The organism is Microbacterium sp. (assembly GCF_040394595.1).
Taxonomy (GTDB): domain Bacteria; phylum Actinomycetota; class Actinomycetes; order Actinomycetales; family Microbacteriaceae; genus Microbacterium.
Genome location: NZ_JBEBSA010000028.1, coordinates 1 through 16,883, shown reverse-complemented (window position 1 = coordinate 16,883; position 16,883 = coordinate 1). Strand labels below are relative to the sequence as shown.

The window sequence follows — 16,883 nt, the reverse complement described above, 5'->3', positions numbered from 1 at the left end:
CGGAACTCCACCACGTCGCCGTCCAGCATCACGTAGTCCTTGCCCTCGAGACGCGCCTTGCCTTTTGCGCGCGCCTCGGCGACCGACCCGGTGTCGACCAGGTCCTGGAACGAGATGACCTCGGCCTTGATGAAGCCCTTCTCGAAGTCCGTGTGGATCACGCCGGCGGCCTGCGGGGCCTTCCAGCCCTTGCCGATCGTCCACGCCCGCGCCTCCTTCGGCCCCGCCGTGAGGTACGTCTGCAGACCGAGGGTGTCGAAGCCGATGCGGGCGAGCTGGTCGAGTCCCGACTCGTCCTGGCCGGTCGACGCCAGCAGCTCGGCGGCGTCCTCCGGGTCGAGGTCGATGAGCTCGGACTCGATCTTCGCGTCGAGGAAGATCGCCTGTGCGGGGGCGACCAGCTCGGCGAGCGCCGCCTTGCGCGCGTCGTCCGTCAGCACCGCCTCGTCGACGTTGAAGACGAAGATCACGGGCTTCGCCGTCAGCAGGCCCAGCTCGCGGATCGGGCCGAGGTCGATGCCCGCCACGGAGAGAAGCTGCCCGCGCTCCAACGCATCCTTGGCGGCCGTCGCGGCCTCCAGCACCGACGGATCGGTCTTCTTGCCGCGCACCTCCTTCTCGAAGCGCGGGATCGCCTTCTCGATCGTCTGCAGGTCGGCGAGCATCAGCTCGGCGTTGATCGTCTCCATGTCGGATGCCGGATTGACCGCGCCGTCCACGTGCACCACGTCGTCGTCCGCGAAGCCCCGGACGACCTGCGCGATCGCATCCGCCTCACGGATGTTCGCGAGGAACTGATTGCCCAGCCCCTCCCCCTCGCTCGCACCGCGCACGATGCCCGCGATGTCGACGAACGACACCGTCGCAGGCAGGATGCGCTCGCTGCCGAAGATCTCGGCGAGCGTCTTCAGCCGCGGATCAGGCAGGCTCACCACGCCGACGTTCGGCTCGATCGTCGCGAACGGGTAGTTCGCGGCGAGCACGTCGTTCTTGGTGAGTGCGTTGAAGAGGGTCGACTTGCCGACGTTCGGCAGTCCTACGATTCCGATGGTGAGGGCCACGGACAGCCAGTCTACCGGCGACGACGGTTCCGCCCTGTCGCCCGCCCCTCCGATCTCGAACGCACCGTCCCCGCGATCCGGGGCTAAGATCCGTGGGACATCGAGCTACGGATTCGGGGCTCCCGAGCGCCCCAGCCGGTACGTTATCCGTCTCGAACGCGGGGGAGGGCGAATGATGAGGAAGCCGACGACCGGGATCGGACTCGTAGCGCTTCTGACGGTGCTGCTGGCCGCATGCTCGCCCGTGCCGCCGAATCCCCGAGCGGTGCTGGAGGACAAGGCGTCGACGATCGACTCCGCGGCTCAGGACCTGCTCGAAGCGCTCGATGCCGCAGGACTGCCCGGGGGGACGGCCCGTGGACGCATCGACGGCTGCCAGAGCCAACCGGCCCCGGGCGTCGCGTACCGTGCGGGGATCTCCGTGCCGGTCGGCGATGACCTCGCCGGAGGATTCGACGCTCTGGTGGAACAACTCCGGGCATCCGGATGGCAGCCCACGAACGCCTACGACGGCGTCGAGATCGACCCGGCCAAGCCCATGGGACGGTTCGGCCGCGGCGACGTGACCCTCGACGTGAAGACGGGCGGGTTCAAGACCGGCACCGAGGAGCACGGCGCCGACGGGATGGTCCTCGGTATCACGACCTCCCACGACTGCGTGCGCATCCACGACGGAGAGTCATTCCTCGACTTCGAGGACATGGAGAAGGACATCCCGCCCCGCGCCTGACCGTGCATCGTTCCCGGCCCGCCGCCCCCTCAGCCTCGGCGGACCGACCGGTATGCGGCGGTCAGGTAGGGCATGTCGATGGTGGACTCCCCCGACACGTCCAGCTCGTCGAAGAGCTCGTTCATGCCCTTCTCGATCCGCGCCTTCTCCTCGTCCGGAGCGGTGATGATGTAGCTGCGCGAGCGCGCCATATGCAGCAGCTGCTCCCGCGTCATGGGACGCGTCCACTCCCAGCGGCGCTCCTCGGCCGGTCCGAACGGCGCGGCGATCGTCGGTCCGTCGCCGCTGACCATCTGCTCCGCGGGACTCCCGTGCATGATCTCGGTCAGACGCCGCACCCAGTCGGTGCGCTCGTCGCGGACGTTCCAGATCAGGCCGAGCACTCCGCCCGGCCGCACCACGCGCCCGATCTCCGCCGACCCCGCGATCGGCTCCACCCAATGCCACGCCTGCCCGAGTACCACGGCGTCGAACGAACCGTCCTCGAACGGCAGCGACTCCGCGGTGCCGGCGAACGCCGGGACGTCGGCACTGCTCTTCAACGTCTCGAGCATCGCCGGGTCGGGATCGACGGCGACGACCTCCGCACCGGGCAGACCGAGCAGCACTCGGGTCAGCTTGCCAGTGCCGGCGCCGACGTCGGCGATCCTCGGCGCGGGCACGCCCTCCAGCATCCAGGCCACCGCTTCGGCCGGGTATTCAGGCCGCCCCGTCTCATAACTCTGTGCCGCCGCCCCGAATGATGTCGCCCGCTCGCCCATGCTCATGTCGCCAGCCTACGTCGCCTCACCGACATGCGTGGTCCGCCCGGACGACCGGTCGGCGGCGCGCCTCACCCGTCGGACCCGCCCCTCGGGAGAGTCTGGACACGTGTCATTGGACTTCACCGCGATCGACTTCGAGACGGCGAACTCCAGCCCTGCCTCCGCATGCCAGGTCGGTCTGGTGCGTGTGCGCGGCGGCGAGGTCGTCGCGCAGGCCGGCTGGCTGATCCGACCCCCGTCCGGGCACGACGACTTCCAGGAGTGGAACGTGCGGATCCACGGCATCCGCCCCGAGGACGTGCACGACGCCGACACGTGGACAGAGCAGATCGACCGGCTGTGCGCGTTCGCGGGAGCCGATGTGCTCGTCGCCCACAACGCCGGATTCGACCTGAACGTGCTGCGCCGAGCGTGCGAGGCGACCGGCCTCGCCGCACCTCCCTACCGGTCGTTGTGCTCGCTCGCGGTGGCGCGGAAGACCTACCGCCTGGAGTCCTACCGTCTGCCGAAGGCCGCGGAAGCGGCCGGGTTCGGCGACTTCCCCCACCACGATGCCCTCGCCGATGCCCGCGCCTGCGCCCAGATCGTGATCGATGCGGCACGACGGACCGGCTCCTCCGACGTCGACGCCCTCTCCGCCGCGCTGGGCGTGCCCGTCGTGCATCCCGGCGCGCCCGTGCCCGAGCGCGCCGTCGCCTGAACCGTCAGAATGGTCTGGTGACCGACGGAATCAGCCTCGAAGTGATCGAGGGCACGTTCGACCTCGCGCGGCAGGGGCGCACGGAGCCACTGGGCGAGATGCTCGACGCCGGCGTGCCGATCGATGTGCGCAATCCTCGCGCCGACACCCTGCTGATCGTGGCGGCGTACGCGGAGCAGTGCGAGACGGTCGCCGACCTGATCCGGAGGAACGCCGACCTCGACGCCGTGAACGCGAACGGGCAGACGGCGGTGGCCTGCGCGGTGTTCCGTCGCAACGAGCCGCTCCTGCGCATGCTCCTCGACGCGGGGGCGGACCAGGATGCGGGCGGCCACACCGCCCGACAGATCGCCGACCAGTTCGGCCTCGCCGGCATGCGCGCGGTGCTCGACTCCTACTGAGCACCCGGCGTCCGGCCGATGTCGGAGGCCCCCGGCATCATGGGGGCATGGATGCGACAGCGGTTCTCCTCACGGCGATCGGCCTGCTGGCAGGGGCGGCGGCCGGCTGGTTCCTCGCACGGTCGCGCGCCGCCGCCGACCTCGCCAGGGCGCAAGCGGAGACGGCCGCGCTGCGTGAGGACCGTGACCGGCAGTACGACCTCTACCGCGACGCGGTGGAGCACTCCCGCGCCGAGCAGCGCGCCTCCGCCGAGAGGGCGCAGCGCGAGAGCGCGGTGCTCGCCGCGATCGCGCCAGTGCGCGAGAGCCTGCAGCGCATGCAGCACTCCGTGACGACGCTCGAACAGGACCGGCACGCGCAGTTCGGCGCGCTCAGCGAGCAACTGCGCCGGGCGCAGGAGTCGGACGAGGCGCTGCGCGCGACGACGGAAAGCCTCGCCGGGGCGCTCCGCTCCACCGCGACGCGCGGCGTGTGGGGCGAGACCCAGCTGCGCAGAGTCGTGGAGGCCGCGGGGCTCACACGCCACGTCGACTTCGACCTGCAGGCGACGATCCACTCCGACCAGGGACAGGGACGACCCGACATGGTGATCCGCCTCGCGGGCGGAGCCTCGATCGCCGTCGACGCCAAGGTGCCGCTCGACGCCTACATCCGGGCGGGCGCACTCGGCGTCGACGCCGACGAGTCGCGGCGCCGAACACTCATGCAACAGCATGTGAAGGCCGTGCGAGCGCACGTGGACGCGCTCGCGAAGAAGGCCTACTGGTCAGGGCTCGGCACCGGGCCGGAGTTCGTGATCTGCTTCCTCCCCAGCGAGTCCCTCCTCGCCGCGGCCATCGACGAGGACCCCTCGCTGCTCGACCACGCCTTCGCCAAGAAGGTCGCCCTCGCGTCCCCGGTGAACCTCTGGGCGGTGCTCAAGACGGTGGCCGCGACGTGGTCTCAGCAGGAGGTCTCCGACGAGGCGCGCACCCTCCTCGCCCTCGGCACGCAGCTCTACGAGCGGATCGGCACGCTGGCCGGGCACGCCGACGACCTGCGACGGGCGCTGGAGCGCACCGTCGACAGCTACAACCGCTTCGCGGGCTCCCTGGAGAACCGGGTGCTGGTCACCGCCCGCCGGTTCCCCGGCATCGACGCCGCGTCACTCGACGCCGCACCGCAGCCCGTCCTCACCCCGACGCGACGCTTCACCGCCGAGGAGCTCCTCGTCGAGGAACCGCTCGGAGAGCACGGGGTCTCCGACATCGGCGAGCTCCGCGCGCGGCTCGAAAACACTCCGGCGGCGAAGACGTCGCAAGAGCAGTCGGTCCCCGGAACAGGACCCGAGCAGGTGGTCAGGCCGTTCCCGGGACCAGCTGGAGCAGAGCGATGACCAGACCGGACGAGACGACGAACGCTCCGATCATCCACCACGAGCTGAGTTCATGCCCCTCGTCGCGGCGCACACGGAACAGGACATCCGCCCGGCGTGCCGGATCGACGACCGCCGCCGGCTGAACCGCCGGAGCCTGCGCCGGTGCGCCGTCGGGCAGGTCCGTGACCCGCAGGATGCGACCGGTGTTGGTCGTCACGTGCTTCACAGGGGCGGCCTTGCCGGCCTGCGCCTTCTGCGATGTCATCGTGCGTCCTCTCACTCCGTCACGACCGCCGTTCCGCGGGCGCGACCAGGGTCAATTGTGCCAGGCCGCGCGGCGAACGGGCGCATCATCGGCGTTTCGTCACCGTACCGAGATGCGTCCGGGGCGCATCCGGAGAGGAGCGCGAAGCTCAGAGCCACTTCGAGACGAGGTGCTCCGACGCGATCCGGCGCAGCGTGCCGGAGGCCCCGCGCAGCACCACGCTCTCGGTGTACACGTAGCCCGCCTCGCGCCGCACGCCCGCGACCAGCTGGCCGTCGGTGACGCCCGTCGCGACGAACAGCGTGTTGTTGCCCTTGACCAGGTCGTCCGCCTCGTAGACCTTGTCCATGTCGAGGCCCGCGTCCACGCCGCGCTGGTGCTCCTCGTCGTCGCGGGGCCACAGCCGTCCCTGGATGTGCCCGCCGAGCGCCTTGATCGCGCAGGCGGTGACGATGCCCTCCGGGCTGCCGCCCACGCCGACGCACATGTCCGTGCGCGCGCCGTGCCGTGCGGCGTTGATGCCGCCCGCCACATCGCCGTCGCTCATCAGACGCGTGCCCGCGCCGGCCTCGCGGATCTCCGCGATCAGCTTCTCGTGACGGGGGCGGTTCAGCACCGAGACGACGATCTCGTCCACCGGCTTGCCGAGCGCTTGAGCGAGCCGACGGATGTTCTCGCCGATCGGCAGGCGGATGTCCACCACGCCGACGCCGGCGGGGCCGGTCACCAGCTTGTCCATGTAGAAGACGCTCGACGCGTCGAGCATCGTCCCGCGGTCGGACACCGCGATCACCGACAGGGCGTTCTGCCGTCCCGCCGCGGTCAGCGAGGTGCCGTCGATCGGATCGACGGCGATGTCGCACTCGGGACCAGCCCCCGTGCCGACCGTCTCGCCGTTGAACAGCATCGGGGCGTTGTCCTTCTCGCCCTCGCCGATCACCACCCGCCCCTGGAACTGCACGGTGCCGAGGAAGGCCCGCATCGCGTCCACGGCGGCGCCGTCGGCGGCCTCCTTGTCACCACGGCCGATGAACGGCACCGCACGGATCGCCGCGGCCTCGGTCGCGCGCACCAGCTCGAGAGCGAGGTTGCGGTCGGGGCGAAGGGGACTGAGATCGGCTGTGAGGCTCACCATGGGGGTCAGCCTAGCCAGCGTGCCACGTGAGAATCGCCCACTTTCCGGTATCCCGGAGTGAAGGAATTCACGTTCTTAACGGGGGCGAAGAGCGCGGCGATCTGCAGGCGATCCGAGGGGAAAGCATCCCCGCTCCTCCCCCGGTAAAGTGAGCCTGACCCCGCTCATCGATCGCAGGAGTATTCCATGCCCGTTGCCACCCCGGAACAGTACGCCGAGATGCTCGACCGCGCGAAGGCCGGCGGCTTCGCCTACCCCGCGTTCAACGTCTCGAGCTCGCAGACGATCCACGCCGTTCTCCAGGGTCTGACCGAGGCGGGCTCCGACGGCATCATCCAGGTCACCACCGGCGGCGCCGACTACTTCGCCGGTCACACCGTCAAGGCGCGCGCCACCGGCGCCCTCGCCTTCGCGAAGTTCGCCACCGAGGTCGCCAAGTCGTACCCGGTCACGGTGGCGCTGCACACCGACCACTGCCCGAAGGACGCCCTCGCCGGCTTCGTCGAGCCGCTCATCGCCGCCTCCGAGGAGGAGGTCAGGGCGGGACGCAACCCGATCTTCCAGTCGCACATGTGGGACGGCTCGGCCGTGCCCCTCGCTGAGAACATCGAGATCGCGAAGGACCTCCTCCCCCGCATGAAGGCGATCAACGCCATCCTCGAGGTCGAGATCGGCGTCGTCGGCGGCGAGGAGGACGGCGTCGCGCACGAGGGCTCCAACGAGGCGCTCTACACCACCTTCGGCGACGTCGACCAGGCCGTGCAGGCCCTCGGCCTCGGCGAGCAGGGCCGCTACATCGCCGCCCTCACCTTCGGCAACGTCCACGGCGTGTACAAGCCGGGCGGCGTGAAGCTGCGGCCCGAGCTGCTCGGTGAGATCCAGCAGCAGGTCGCCGCCAAGTACGGCACCGGCGCCAAGCCCCTCGACCTCGTCTTCCACGGCGGCTCCGGCTCGACCGACGAGGAGATCGCTCTCGCGGTCGCGAACGGCGTGGTGAAGATGAACATCGACACCGACACGCAGTACGCCTACACCCGCGCGATCGCCGACTACATGTTCAAGAACTACGACGGCGTCCTCAAGGTCGACGGCGAGGTGGGCAACAAGAAGCAGTACGACCCGCGCGCCTGGGGCAAGGTCGCCGAGACGGCCATGGCCGCCCGCGTGGTCGAGTCGACCCGCCAGCTCGGATCGTTCGGCAAGTCGCAGAGCTGACGCTCCGCACGCAGCACATCGGATGCCCCGGGCCGCACGGTCCGGGGCATCCGTCGTCTGCGCCCTCCTGCGACGGACCGCGCTCAGCGGCTCCGGCGCATGCGCACCACCCAGATCACCAGGTCGGCGACGGCCTCGATGACGAGGAGCACGCCGAATGCCTTCCCCAGGCGGGATCGGCTGCGCAGCGCGGCGACGCCGACCGTCAGCTCGGCGGTGTGCGCCGCCGCCGCGAGGAAGGGACGCGTGCGCAGCGCGCGCTCCCAGCGCGCGAAGGGACGATCGCGGCGGGTGAGCGATGACAGCCCTTCGAGGCCGTCGACGAGCGTCTCGCCGATCGCGGCGGGCCACCCCTGCGGCGTGAAGCGCCGCCCCACCGGCTCCGCCGACAGCGCGTCCGCGATCAGTCCGTCCGGCACCCCGAAGGCGCCCACGAACGAGGAGAGTCGCTCCTCGGCGCCGACGACGCCTCCGAGTGCCTCCGGCATCGACGCCTTCGCGGCGCGCTCCACATCCACCCGGTGCACCCGCGCGATCTCGGCGAGCTCATCGCGGACGCCGTCGCTCTCCGTCAGCATCCGGCGGTAGACCTCGGCCGATGCGGGCTCGATGATCGACGCCGGATTGAGGACCGGGATCGTGCCCCGCTCCGAGTTCGGCCAGAACACGTGCACCGCGCCGCTCGGCAGCGTCACCTCGAGCCAGGCGTCGTCCACTCCGGCGACGTTGAGCTCGATGATCGCGCCGTCGCTCCTGGTACCGGCGAGGGTCATGTGCGGCTCCGCGGTCTCGTAGCGCACCATCGACCAGACGCCCTGTTCGACGTACTCCACCTCGGCACCGGTCAGCTCGGCCGCGGCCCTGGCCGCCCACCTCGCGCGGTGCGAGAACTCCGCGACGCGCACCGGCTGCGGCGCGAAGAACAGCCCGTCCTCGTCGGCCGGGTCGACGTCCGCACGGTCGAACGCGTCGTCGACGTCCCGCACGTCGGCGGTGGGCGCCTCGTCGTCGTCCTCGTGCGCGAACGCGCCCTCGCTGCTCGCCGCGGCCTCTTCGTCCTCGTCGAAGAGCCACAGCGTGAGCCCCGCCGCGACGAACGCCTCACGCAGTTCGGATGCCCGGAGTGCGAAGCTCAGCCGGTCGTCGTCGCCCAGCGTCACGATCCGCCCGTCCTCGGTCATCGGGATCAGCGCGACGGCCTCCACGCCGTCCTCGTTCGGGTCCTCGGCGCCGTCGCGGAGAGCGGCGAGCACGCGAAGCCCCGCGAGCACCTTCTGCGCGCGGGCTCTCGGATCGGAGCCGTCCCCGGCGTCGAAACCGGCGTGGCGGACATGGAAGGCGATCTGATCGGTCACCCCTCCAGGCTAACGACCGGTCTGCGCCTTCATGAGATCGAGGAAGGCCGGATCCGACATCATCGGCACGCTCATGCAGATCGACACGAGGATGAAGGTCGCCACCGCTCCGACGATCGGGATCCACCACGCGACCCGCCGCGCGCGCACCCGGCGGATCGCGAGCCACGCGGTCAGCACGTATCCGGCCACGAGCACGACCGAGGCCACCGTGCCCCAGGTGCGCGCCGCGGCGAAGCTGGTGAACTCTCCGTCGGAGCCGAGCATCTTCAGGGTCTGATCGAAGATCTCGGGGAGGCGCTGATAGCCGATCACGGTCATCACGACATAGACCAGCCCGAACGCGAGCAGCATGATCGTCAGCAGTCGGTCGCCGGGCCGATCCGGCAGCACGGGTGCCGGCTGAGCGGCCGGGGCGACCGTCTCGACGGGCTGCTCGACGACCGGAGGGAGCCCCGCCGCGCGGCGCTGCTCCTCCGGTGTGGCGTACTCGCCGTACTGGGGGCGGTCGGCGCTCATGATCTGCTGCGTCCTCCCAGGGCACGATCGTCGCGGCGTCCCGTCGCGTCCTGGCGCAGCTCCTTGGGGAGCGAGAACATCAGGTCCTCCTCCGCGGTGCGCACCTCCTCGACGTCGCCGTAGCCGGCTTCGGCGAGCGCCTGCAAGACCTCCTGCACGAGCACCTCGGGCACGGATGCGCCGCTGGTCACGCCGACGGTCGCGACGCCGTCCAGCCAGGACTGCTGCACCTCGTCGGCGTAGTCCACACGGTAGGCGGCCTTCGCGCCGTGCTCGAGCGCGACCTCCACCAGCCGGACGCTGTTCGAGGAGTTCGCCGAGCCGACCACGATGACGAGATCGGCGTCGGCCGCGACCTTCTTGATCGCGACCTGGCGGTTCTGCGTCGCGTAGCAGATGTCGTCCGACGGCGGATCGTGCAGCTCGGGGAAGCGGGTGCGGAGGCGGTTGACCGTCTCCATGGTCTCGTCCACCGAGAGCGTGGTCTGCGAGAGCCACACCACCTTGGAGGGATCCTTCACCTGCACGGTGTCGGCCTCGGCGGGAGAGTTCACGATCGTCACGTGTCCGGGGGCCTCCCCCGCGGTGCCCTCGACCTCCTCATGGCCCTCGTGGCCGATGAGCAGGATCTCGAAGTCGTCGCGGGCGAAGCGCACGGCCTCGCGATGCACCTTGGTCACCAGCGGACAGGTGGCGTCGATCGCGTGCAGCCCGCGCTCCTCGGCGGAGGAGACGACCATCGGCGAGACACCGTGGGCGCTGAAGACCACATGCGCCCCCTCCGGGACCTCGTCGACCTCCTCGACGAACACGGCGCCCTTCGCCTCGAGCTCGGTGACGACGTGGATGTTGTGCACGATCTGCTTGCGCACATAGACCGGTGCGCCGAAGCGCTCCAGCGCCTTCTCGACGGCAACGACCGCCCGGTCGACACCCGCGCAGTAGCCGCGCGGCGCCGACAGCAGCACGCGCTTGTGCCCGTCGACGGGCATGTCGCGCAGCGGCTCGGTGCGCAGCGGGCGGGGCAGCCGGGGAACAGGCAGGGAGACGGCGGTCACGGTCCCGAGTCTATCCGCGCAGGGATGTGCGGAGGCCGGGAGAGTCCCGTGGTCCGCGGCGCCGTCGGCGGCCCGGGATATCCTGAACCCGCCCCGACCGACAGGATGCGATGACCGTCTTCCACGCCGCCCCCGTGCCCGGCGAAGCGCCGCCCGCCGACTCCGTGGCGCCTCGCGAGTCGACCGCGGATGCACCGACGTCCGTCGCGCGGCTCAACGGGACGATCCGCGATTTCGTGTCGCAGTGGGGCACGGTGTGGGTCGAGGGCGAGATCACCTCGTGGAACACCCGCGCCGGCAACGTGTTCGCGCGGATGAAGGACACCAGGTCCGACGCGCAGATCTCCCTGCGCATCTGGTCCAGCGTGCGTGCCCGCATCCCGAACGACCTCGGGGTCGGCGATCACGTCGTCGCCGCGGTGAAGGCCGACTACTTCGTCAAGGCCGGGGACTTCAGCTTCGCCGTCTCGGCGATGAAGCACGTCGGCCTCGGCGATCAGTTGGAGCGGCTCGAACGCCTCCGGGCGCAGCTCCGCCAGGAGGGACTGTTCGACCCGGCGCGCAAGAAGCGCCTCCCCTTCCTCCCCCATCTGATCGGCCTCATCACCGGTGAGCGGTCCGACGCGGAGAAGGACGTGCACCGCAACGCCGAGCTCCGGTGGCCGCAGGTGCGTTTCCGCACCGAGTACGCCGCCGTGCAGGGCGATCGCTGTGTCCCGGAGACCCTCGCCGCCCTGGCGCGGCTCGACGCCGACCCCGAGGTCGACGTGATCGTGATCGCCCGCGGCGGCGGCGATCCGCAGACCCTCCTCGGTTTCAGCGACGAGCGGCTGGTCCGCGCTGTCGCGGCGGCCACCACCCCGATCGTCAGCGCGATCGGGCATGAGAACGACCACCCGCTCCTCGACGATGTCGCCGACCTGCGCGCCTCGACGCCGACGGATGCCGCCAAGCGCGTGGTCCCGGATGTGGGCGAGCAGCGTGCGCTGGTGGCCCAGCTGCGCGCACGGGCCACGACGCGCCTCACTCAGCGCCTCACGCACGACATCGCCCAGCTCGCACAGCTGCGGTCGCGGCCGGTGCTACGCTCCCCCGATCCGATCATCGACGGGCGGGCGCAGGAGGTGCTGCTGCTCGCCGCGCGCGGGCGGGACAGCGTGACCCGCCGGCTCGACACCGCGGGCAGGTCCACCTCCGAGCTGCGCGCCTCGCTGCGGGCGCTCTCGCCTGCGGCCACCCTGGCCCGCGGATACGCGATCGCGCACCTCGAGGGCGGCGCGATCCTCCGCGACGCCGCCGACGCCCCAGCGGGCACGGCGCTCACGATCACGGTCGACAGGGGGTCGATCGCCGCACGCTCGGACGGCGAGGTCTCCGAAGACGCCTGAGACCGCCGGAGGAGGTCGCGACGCACGCGTAGACTGGGGGCGTGACTGCGCCCGAGACTCCCGTGGAATCGCTGTCGTTCGAGGCCGCTCGCGACGAGCTCGTACGGGTCGTCGCCGAACTCGAGCAGGGCGCCCCCACTCTCGAGCAGTCCCTGACGCTCTGGGAGCGCGGCGAAGCCCTCGCGGCACGCTGCGAGGAGTGGCTGCTCGGCGCGAAGCGCCGTCTGGACGCCGCACGCCCGGCATCCGACGAGGAGGACGCATGAGCAAGGGGACGCCGATCGTCGCCGAGCTCGGCCGCGCGGAGACCGCGGACGAGACCGCGGCGCGCAAGGCCGAGTCGAGCCGCGTCTACCGCTCGAGCCAGACGTTCCGTCATCTGATCGCCGCGCTGATCGTGACCGTCGCGGTCGTCGCGGTGATCGTCTTCGCCGTCCCCCGCGGCACCCCGCCCGATGCGCCGAAGATCGACGTCACCGCGGTCGCGGCCGGCGTCAAGGAGACCATGCAGCGGCCGGTGCTGGTCCCCGAGGTCCCGGACAAGTGGCGGGCGAACAGCGCGCAGCTGACCGGCACCGATGTCCCCGTGTGGGATGTCGTGCTCGCCCCGGCCGCCGAGTCGGAGCGCGGGTTCGTGCATGTCGCGCAGGCGTTCGACGCAGACGTGCGGTGGGCCCCGCAGGTACTCACCGGCACCGCCCCGACCGGCACCGTGTCCATCGACGGACGCACCTGGGACGTTTTCACGCTCGCCGACCCGGGCAAGAGCGCCAACGTCTCCTACGCCATCGGCACGCAGATCGGCAAGGACTACGTCCTCCTCTACGGCGCCCTGAGCCCCGACGCGACCGCCGGTCTCGCCACCGAACTCGCACCCCAGCTGCAAAAACTCTCGGAGGGCAGATGACCACCACCCCGTCGGCCGCATGGCAGGAGATGCTCGCGGGCAACCGCCGGTTCGTGAACGGCACACCGCAGCATCCGCACCAGGACGTGGAGAAGCGACACGAGCTCGCCGACGGGCAGGCTCCGATGGCGACGCTGTTCGGATGCTCGGACTCGCGGCTCGCCGCGGAGATCATCTTCGACAAGGGCCTCGGCGACCTCTTCGTCGTGCGCAACGCCGGCCAGGTGATCGGCGAGTCGATCGTGGCGAGCCTGGAGTACGCCGTGGAGATCCTCAAGGTGCCGCTGATCATCGTGCTCGCCCACGACTCGTGCGGCGCCGTGCGCGCGGCGATCGACGGCACTGCGATCGATGCCACGCCCCTTCCCCCGCACATCTGGAAGCTCATCTCGCCGATCGTCCCGGCCGCGCGCAAGGTGCTCGCGGAGCAGGGCGGCACCTCGCCGGCGGACATCGACGCGGAGCTGGTGGGACGCGAGCACCTCCGCAACACCGTCGGCGACCTGCTGCAGTCGTCCGAGCTCATCAGCGCCGCCGTCGCCGAGGGGCGCCTCGGCATCGTCGGCGCCAACTATCGACTCACCGAGGGCACGGCCGTGCCCGTGATCACCGTGGGGATCGACCCCGAAACGCAGGAGGGATCGGAATGACCGACACCGAGTACCGCATCGAACACGACACCATGGGCGAGGTGCGCGTGCCCCTGAACGCCCTCTACGGAGCGCAGACGCAGCGCGCCGTGGAGAACTTCCCGATCTCGGGCAAGGGGCTGGAGTCGGCGCAGATCGCCGCCCTCGCGCGCATCAAGAAGGCCGCCGCGCTGGCCAACAAGGAGCTCGGCACGCTCGACGGCGCCATCGCCGACGCGATCGCCCAGGCCGCGGACGAGGTCTCCGCGGGCAAGCACGACGGCGAGTTCCCGGTCGACACGTACCAGACCGGCTCCGGCACGTCCTCGAACATGAACATGAACGAGGTCATCGCCACGCTCGCCACCCGCATCCTCGGCGCGCAGGTGCACCCGAACGACCACGTGAACGCCTCCCAGTCGTCGAACGACGTGTTCCCGACCTCGGTGCACATCGCGGTCACCCAGGCGCTGATCGACACGCTGATCCCCGCCCTCGACCACCTCGCCGTGGCGCTGGAGGCAAAGGCGGAGCTCTGGAAGGACGCCGTCAAGTCGGGCCGCACCCACCTGATGGACGCCACCCCCGTCACCCTCGGACAGGAGTTCGGCGGCTACGCCCGCCAGATCCGCCTCGGCATCGAGCGCGTGCAGGCGGCACTCCCCCGCGTCGCGGAAGTCCCCCTCGGCGGAACGGCCGTCGGCACCGGGATCAACACGCCGCTCGGCTTCCCGCAGAAGGTCATCGAGCTGCTCGCGGCGGAGACGGAGCTCCCGATCACCGAGGCGAAGGACCACTTCGAGGCCCAGGCGAACCGGGACGGCCTCGTCGAGGCGTCGGGCGCGCTGCGCACGATCGCGGTCTCGCTGACCAAGATCAACAACGACCTGCGCTGGATGGGGTCGGGACCCAACACCGGTCTCGGCGAGCTCCACATCCCGGACCTGCAGCCGGGCTCCTCGATCATGCCGGGCAAGGTCAACCCCGTCGTCCCCGAGGCCGTGCTGATGGTCTGCGCCCGCGTGATCGGCAACGACGCGACGGTCGCCTGGGCCGGCGCATCCGGGGCCTTCGAGCTGAACGTCGCCATCCCGGTGATGGGCACGGCGCTGCTCGAGTCGGTGCGTCTGCTGGCGAACGCCTCCCGCGTGCTCGCGGACAAGACCATCGACGGCCTGCAGGCCAACGTCGACCGTGCCGCCGCCTTCGCCGGCATGAGCCCGTCGATCGTGACGCCGCTCAACAAGGTCATCGGCTACGAGGCTGCGGCGAAGATCGCCAAGCACGCCGTCGCCAAGGGCATCACGGTGCGCGAGGCCGTCATCGACCTCGGCTACGTCGAGCGCGGGGAGATCACCGAAGAGGTGCTCGACCAGAAGCTCGACCTGCTCTCCATGACGCACGCCGGCTGAGCCCGGCTCTTCTTCCGGATGCCGCGAGGGGTTCCCCTTTCGCGGCATCCGCTGTCTCCAGGCACTGTTCTGGCTCTTGTCCCGGTTCTTTTGTCCCGGTTCTTTTGTCCCGGTTCTTTTGTCCCGGTTCGCGGACGTTGTCCCGGATCCCGGTCCCTTCGGACAGAACCACCCGCGAAACGTGACACCATCCGCGAAACGGGACACCCCGCCCCAACGCCCCGGCACCGCCCGAATCCCGGACCATGTCCCGAGCGCCGGATCATGTCCCGAATCCCGGACCATGTCCCGGTTCCCGACCACTCCGCCCAGAACCACCCGCGAAACGTGACACCACTCGCGGAACGGGACACCCGCCCGAAATGGCCCGGCGCCGCCCGAATCCCGGACCGTGGTCCCGATGCCTCTGCAGAGCAGGACACGTCTGCGAAAAACGGGACTGTCTCCGACCCGTCCCCCACACCAGCACCTGTCGAGAGGTTGTTCGCGATCTCCGCGATCCTGGTCCTGCCCGGCCGGGAATCGACCGGATGCTGTTGCCATGCTCACAGCACACGACACCATCTCAGCGCTCGGAGGGATCGCCCGCGGCACGCATCTGCAACGTCTCGGATTCTCCCGCCGGTCTTTGGCCAGGCTCGTGGAGCGGGGCGCGATCGAGAGGCTTCGCAACGGAGTCTTCGGCATTCCTCCTCTCGACGCCGATGTGCGGAGTGCCGTGCAGCACGGCGGCGCGTTGACGTGCGGGAACGCACTCCGGCGAGCGGGCGTCTGGGTGCTTCCGGAGGATACGACGCCGCACGTATGGCTCGGTCCCGGCAATCATCCTCATCCGCACGCAGGTTGCGCATGCGTGTCCCACTTCTTCCGCGGACGTCCGCCTCTCGGGCAGGTCGGCCTGGAGACGGCGCTGTTGCACATTCGCGTCTGTGCCGGCGATGAGGCGTTCTTCGCGGCGTTCGAGTCGGCGTGGCGCATCGGACGCCTTCCAGCCGCAGCGAGACGCCGAGTTCGGGATGCGCTCCCTGCCTCCGCACGCTGGCTGGTCGACCTCGCCCGATCCGATGCCGACAGCGGAATCGAGTCCCTCATCCGGCTGCGGCTGCATGTGCTCGGGATCCGCCTCGAATGCCAGGTGGAGATCCGCGGTGTCGGGCGGGCCGATTTCCTCATCGAAGGCTGTCTGATCGTCGAAGCTGACGGCCGTGAGAACCACCATGGCGCCGAGCGCCGCCACAAAGACCTGATGCGCGATGCGGCGGCGTCTCGACTCGGGTACGAGACCCTTCGCTTCGACTACGCCCAGATCGTGCACGACTGGCCGGCGACGCAGCGCGCGATCATCGCCGCCGTTCGGCGCGCCCGATCCCGCGCCTGAACCCCGCCCGAATCACAGACCACGTCACGAATCCCCGCCACCCCGCCCAGATCCACCCGCGAAACGTGACACCACCCGCGAAACGTGACACCCAAACCGGACACCCAAACCGGACACAGGCCGCCACCGCCAAACCAGTCACCACCCGAAACCCGCACCCGCCCGAATCACAGACCACGTCACGAATCCCCGCCACCCCGCCCGGATCCACCCGCGAAACGGGACACCACCCGCGAAACGGGACACCCACTCCGACACTCCGACACTCCGACACACGACGACGCCGCGCCCCGCGGAGATCTGCGGAGCGCGGCGCGTCGAACCGATCAGGCGAGCTCGTTGCCCTCCAGGAGGTCGGTGACGAGGGCGGCGATCGCGGAGCGCTCGGAGCGCTGCAGGGTCACGTGCCCGAACAGCTCGTGCCCCTTGAGCGTCTCGATCACCGAGGCGACCCCGTCATGACGGCCGACCCGGAGGTTGTCGCGCTGGGCGACGTCGTGGGTCAGCACGACCCGGGAGTTCTGCCCCATCCGGCTCAGCACCGTCAGCAGCACGTTGCGCTCGAGCGACTGCGCCTCGTCGACGATCACGAAGGCGTCGTGCAGCGA

19 protein-coding genes are annotated in these 16,883 nt (G+C 70.4%); 11 read left to right on the top strand and 8 right to left on the bottom strand.

What is annotated here, in order from left to right:
* Window positions 1-1,061, bottom strand: a 1,061-nt coding sequence (ychF, locus tag ABWO84_RS15570) for a redox-regulated ATPase YchF (RefSeq protein ID WP_353116202.1), incomplete at its 3' end; no start/stop codon positions are given.
* 175 nt (window positions 1,062-1,236) lie between these two features.
* Here ychF and ABWO84_RS15565 point away from each other — a divergent pair.
* The gene (locus ABWO84_RS15565) at window positions 1,237-1,791 is read left to right on the top strand and encodes a hypothetical protein (RefSeq protein WP_353116200.1); all 555 of its coding nucleotides are present in this window, start codon (window positions 1,237-1,239) and stop codon (window positions 1,789-1,791) included.
* Between the two features lie 29 nt (window positions 1,792-1,820).
* Here the strand turns inward: ABWO84_RS15565 and ABWO84_RS15560 are convergent, their stop codons facing one another.
* Window positions 1,821-2,558: a class I SAM-dependent methyltransferase gene (locus ABWO84_RS15560; protein ID WP_353116198.1), complete on the bottom strand. Its 738-nt coding sequence runs from the start codon at window positions 2,556-2,558 to the stop codon at window positions 1,821-1,823.
* 103 nt (window positions 2,559-2,661) lie between these two features.
* Between ABWO84_RS15560 and ABWO84_RS15555 the strand changes: the two genes are divergently transcribed.
* From ABWO84_RS15555 to ABWO84_RS15545, 3 genes are read left to right on the top strand one after another with little or no spacing between them, the layout of a single operon-like run.
* On the top strand, window positions 2,662-3,255 hold the full coding sequence (locus ABWO84_RS15555) for a 3'-5' exonuclease (RefSeq protein ID WP_353116196.1): 594 nt from the start codon (window positions 2,662-2,664) through the stop codon (window positions 3,253-3,255).
* Between the two features lie 17 nt (window positions 3,256-3,272).
* The gene (locus ABWO84_RS15550) at window positions 3,273-3,656 is read left to right on the top strand and encodes an ankyrin repeat domain-containing protein (RefSeq protein ID WP_353116194.1); all 384 of its coding nucleotides are present in this window, start codon (window positions 3,273-3,275) and stop codon (window positions 3,654-3,656) included.
* Between the two features lie 47 nt (window positions 3,657-3,703).
* Complete coding sequence (locus tag ABWO84_RS15545; protein ID WP_353116192.1) at window positions 3,704-5,032, top strand: DNA recombination protein RmuC; 1,329 nt, start codon at window positions 3,704-3,706, stop codon at window positions 5,030-5,032.
* Here ABWO84_RS15545 and ABWO84_RS15540 read toward each other — a convergent pair.
* Both ABWO84_RS15540 and glpX read right to left on the bottom strand, forming a co-directional pair.
* Window positions 4,995-5,279 carry a hypothetical protein gene (locus ABWO84_RS15540; protein WP_353116190.1) on the bottom strand — a complete coding sequence of 95 codons (285 nt, stop codon included), beginning with the start codon at window positions 5,277-5,279 and terminating at the stop codon, window positions 4,995-4,997. The two genes, ABWO84_RS15545 and ABWO84_RS15540, sit on opposite strands and share 38 nt — an antisense overlap.
* A 148-nt stretch (window positions 5,280-5,427) precedes the next feature.
* Entirely contained in the window at window positions 5,428-6,414 is a 987-nt protein-coding gene (glpX, locus tag ABWO84_RS15535; protein WP_353116188.1) for a class II fructose-bisphosphatase, read from the bottom strand.
* Between the two features lie 186 nt (window positions 6,415-6,600).
* Between glpX and fbaA the strand changes: the two genes are divergently transcribed.
* A complete protein-coding gene (gene fbaA, locus ABWO84_RS15530; protein ID WP_353116186.1) occupies window positions 6,601-7,629 on the top strand; it encodes a class II fructose-bisphosphate aldolase in 1,029 nt (342 codons plus the stop codon).
* Between the two features lie 83 nt (window positions 7,630-7,712).
* On the opposite strand, the gene ABWO84_RS15525 is transcribed toward fbaA, so the two are convergent.
* The 3 genes from ABWO84_RS15525 to ABWO84_RS15515 are packed head-to-tail and all read right to left on the bottom strand — an operon-like array spanning window position 7,713 to window position 10,495.
* Complete coding sequence (locus ABWO84_RS15525; RefSeq protein WP_353116184.1) at window positions 7,713-8,984, bottom strand: hypothetical protein; 1,272 nt, start codon at window positions 8,982-8,984, stop codon at window positions 7,713-7,715.
* A gap of 9 nt (window positions 8,985-8,993) precedes the next feature.
* Window positions 8,994-9,503 carry a DUF6264 family protein gene (locus ABWO84_RS15520; RefSeq protein ID WP_353116182.1) on the bottom strand — a complete coding sequence of 170 codons (510 nt, stop codon included), beginning with the start codon at window positions 9,501-9,503 and terminating at the stop codon, window positions 8,994-8,996.
* Entirely contained in the window at window positions 9,500-10,495 is a 996-nt protein-coding gene (locus ABWO84_RS15515; protein WP_353116206.1) for a 4-hydroxy-3-methylbut-2-enyl diphosphate reductase, read from the bottom strand. The genes ABWO84_RS15520 and ABWO84_RS15515 overlap by 4 nt, the downstream gene beginning before the upstream one ends.
* A gap of 176 nt (window positions 10,496-10,671) precedes the next feature.
* Between ABWO84_RS15515 and xseA the strand changes: the two genes are divergently transcribed.
* The 6 genes from xseA to ABWO84_RS15485 all read left to right on the top strand — a co-directional run bounded on the left by xseA (window position 10,672) and on the right by ABWO84_RS15485 (window position 16,275).
* The gene (gene xseA / locus ABWO84_RS15510) at window positions 10,672-11,949 is read left to right on the top strand and encodes an exodeoxyribonuclease VII large subunit (RefSeq protein ID WP_353116180.1); all 1,278 of its coding nucleotides are present in this window, start codon (window positions 10,672-10,674) and stop codon (window positions 11,947-11,949) included.
* Window positions 11,950-11,990: 41 nt separating this feature from the next.
* Entirely contained in the window at window positions 11,991-12,215 is a 225-nt protein-coding gene (locus ABWO84_RS15505; RefSeq protein WP_353116178.1) for an exodeoxyribonuclease VII small subunit, read from the top strand.
* Window positions 12,212-12,856, top strand: coding sequence for a DUF4245 family protein (locus ABWO84_RS15500; RefSeq protein WP_353116176.1), 645 nt, complete (start codon window positions 12,212-12,214; stop codon window positions 12,854-12,856). The genes ABWO84_RS15505 and ABWO84_RS15500 overlap by 4 nt, the downstream gene beginning before the upstream one ends.
* Entirely contained in the window at window positions 12,853-13,506 is a 654-nt protein-coding gene (locus ABWO84_RS15495; RefSeq protein WP_353116174.1) for a carbonic anhydrase, read from the top strand. The genes ABWO84_RS15500 and ABWO84_RS15495 overlap by 4 nt, the downstream gene beginning before the upstream one ends.
* On the top strand, window positions 13,503-14,897 hold the full coding sequence (locus ABWO84_RS15490) for a class II fumarate hydratase (RefSeq protein ID WP_353116172.1): 1,395 nt from the start codon (window positions 13,503-13,505) through the stop codon (window positions 14,895-14,897). The genes ABWO84_RS15495 and ABWO84_RS15490 overlap by 4 nt, the downstream gene beginning before the upstream one ends.
* Window positions 14,898-15,525: 628 nt before the next feature.
* Window positions 15,526-16,275 carry an endonuclease domain-containing protein gene (locus ABWO84_RS15485; RefSeq protein WP_502915428.1) on the top strand — a complete coding sequence of 250 codons (750 nt, stop codon included), beginning with the start codon at window positions 15,526-15,528 and terminating at the stop codon, window positions 16,273-16,275.
* Window positions 16,276-16,601: 326 nt separating this feature from the next.
* Here ABWO84_RS15485 and ABWO84_RS15480 read toward each other — a convergent pair.
* On the bottom strand, window positions 16,602-16,883 hold a 282-nt coding region (locus ABWO84_RS15480; protein WP_353116170.1), incomplete at its 5' end, for a PhoH family protein.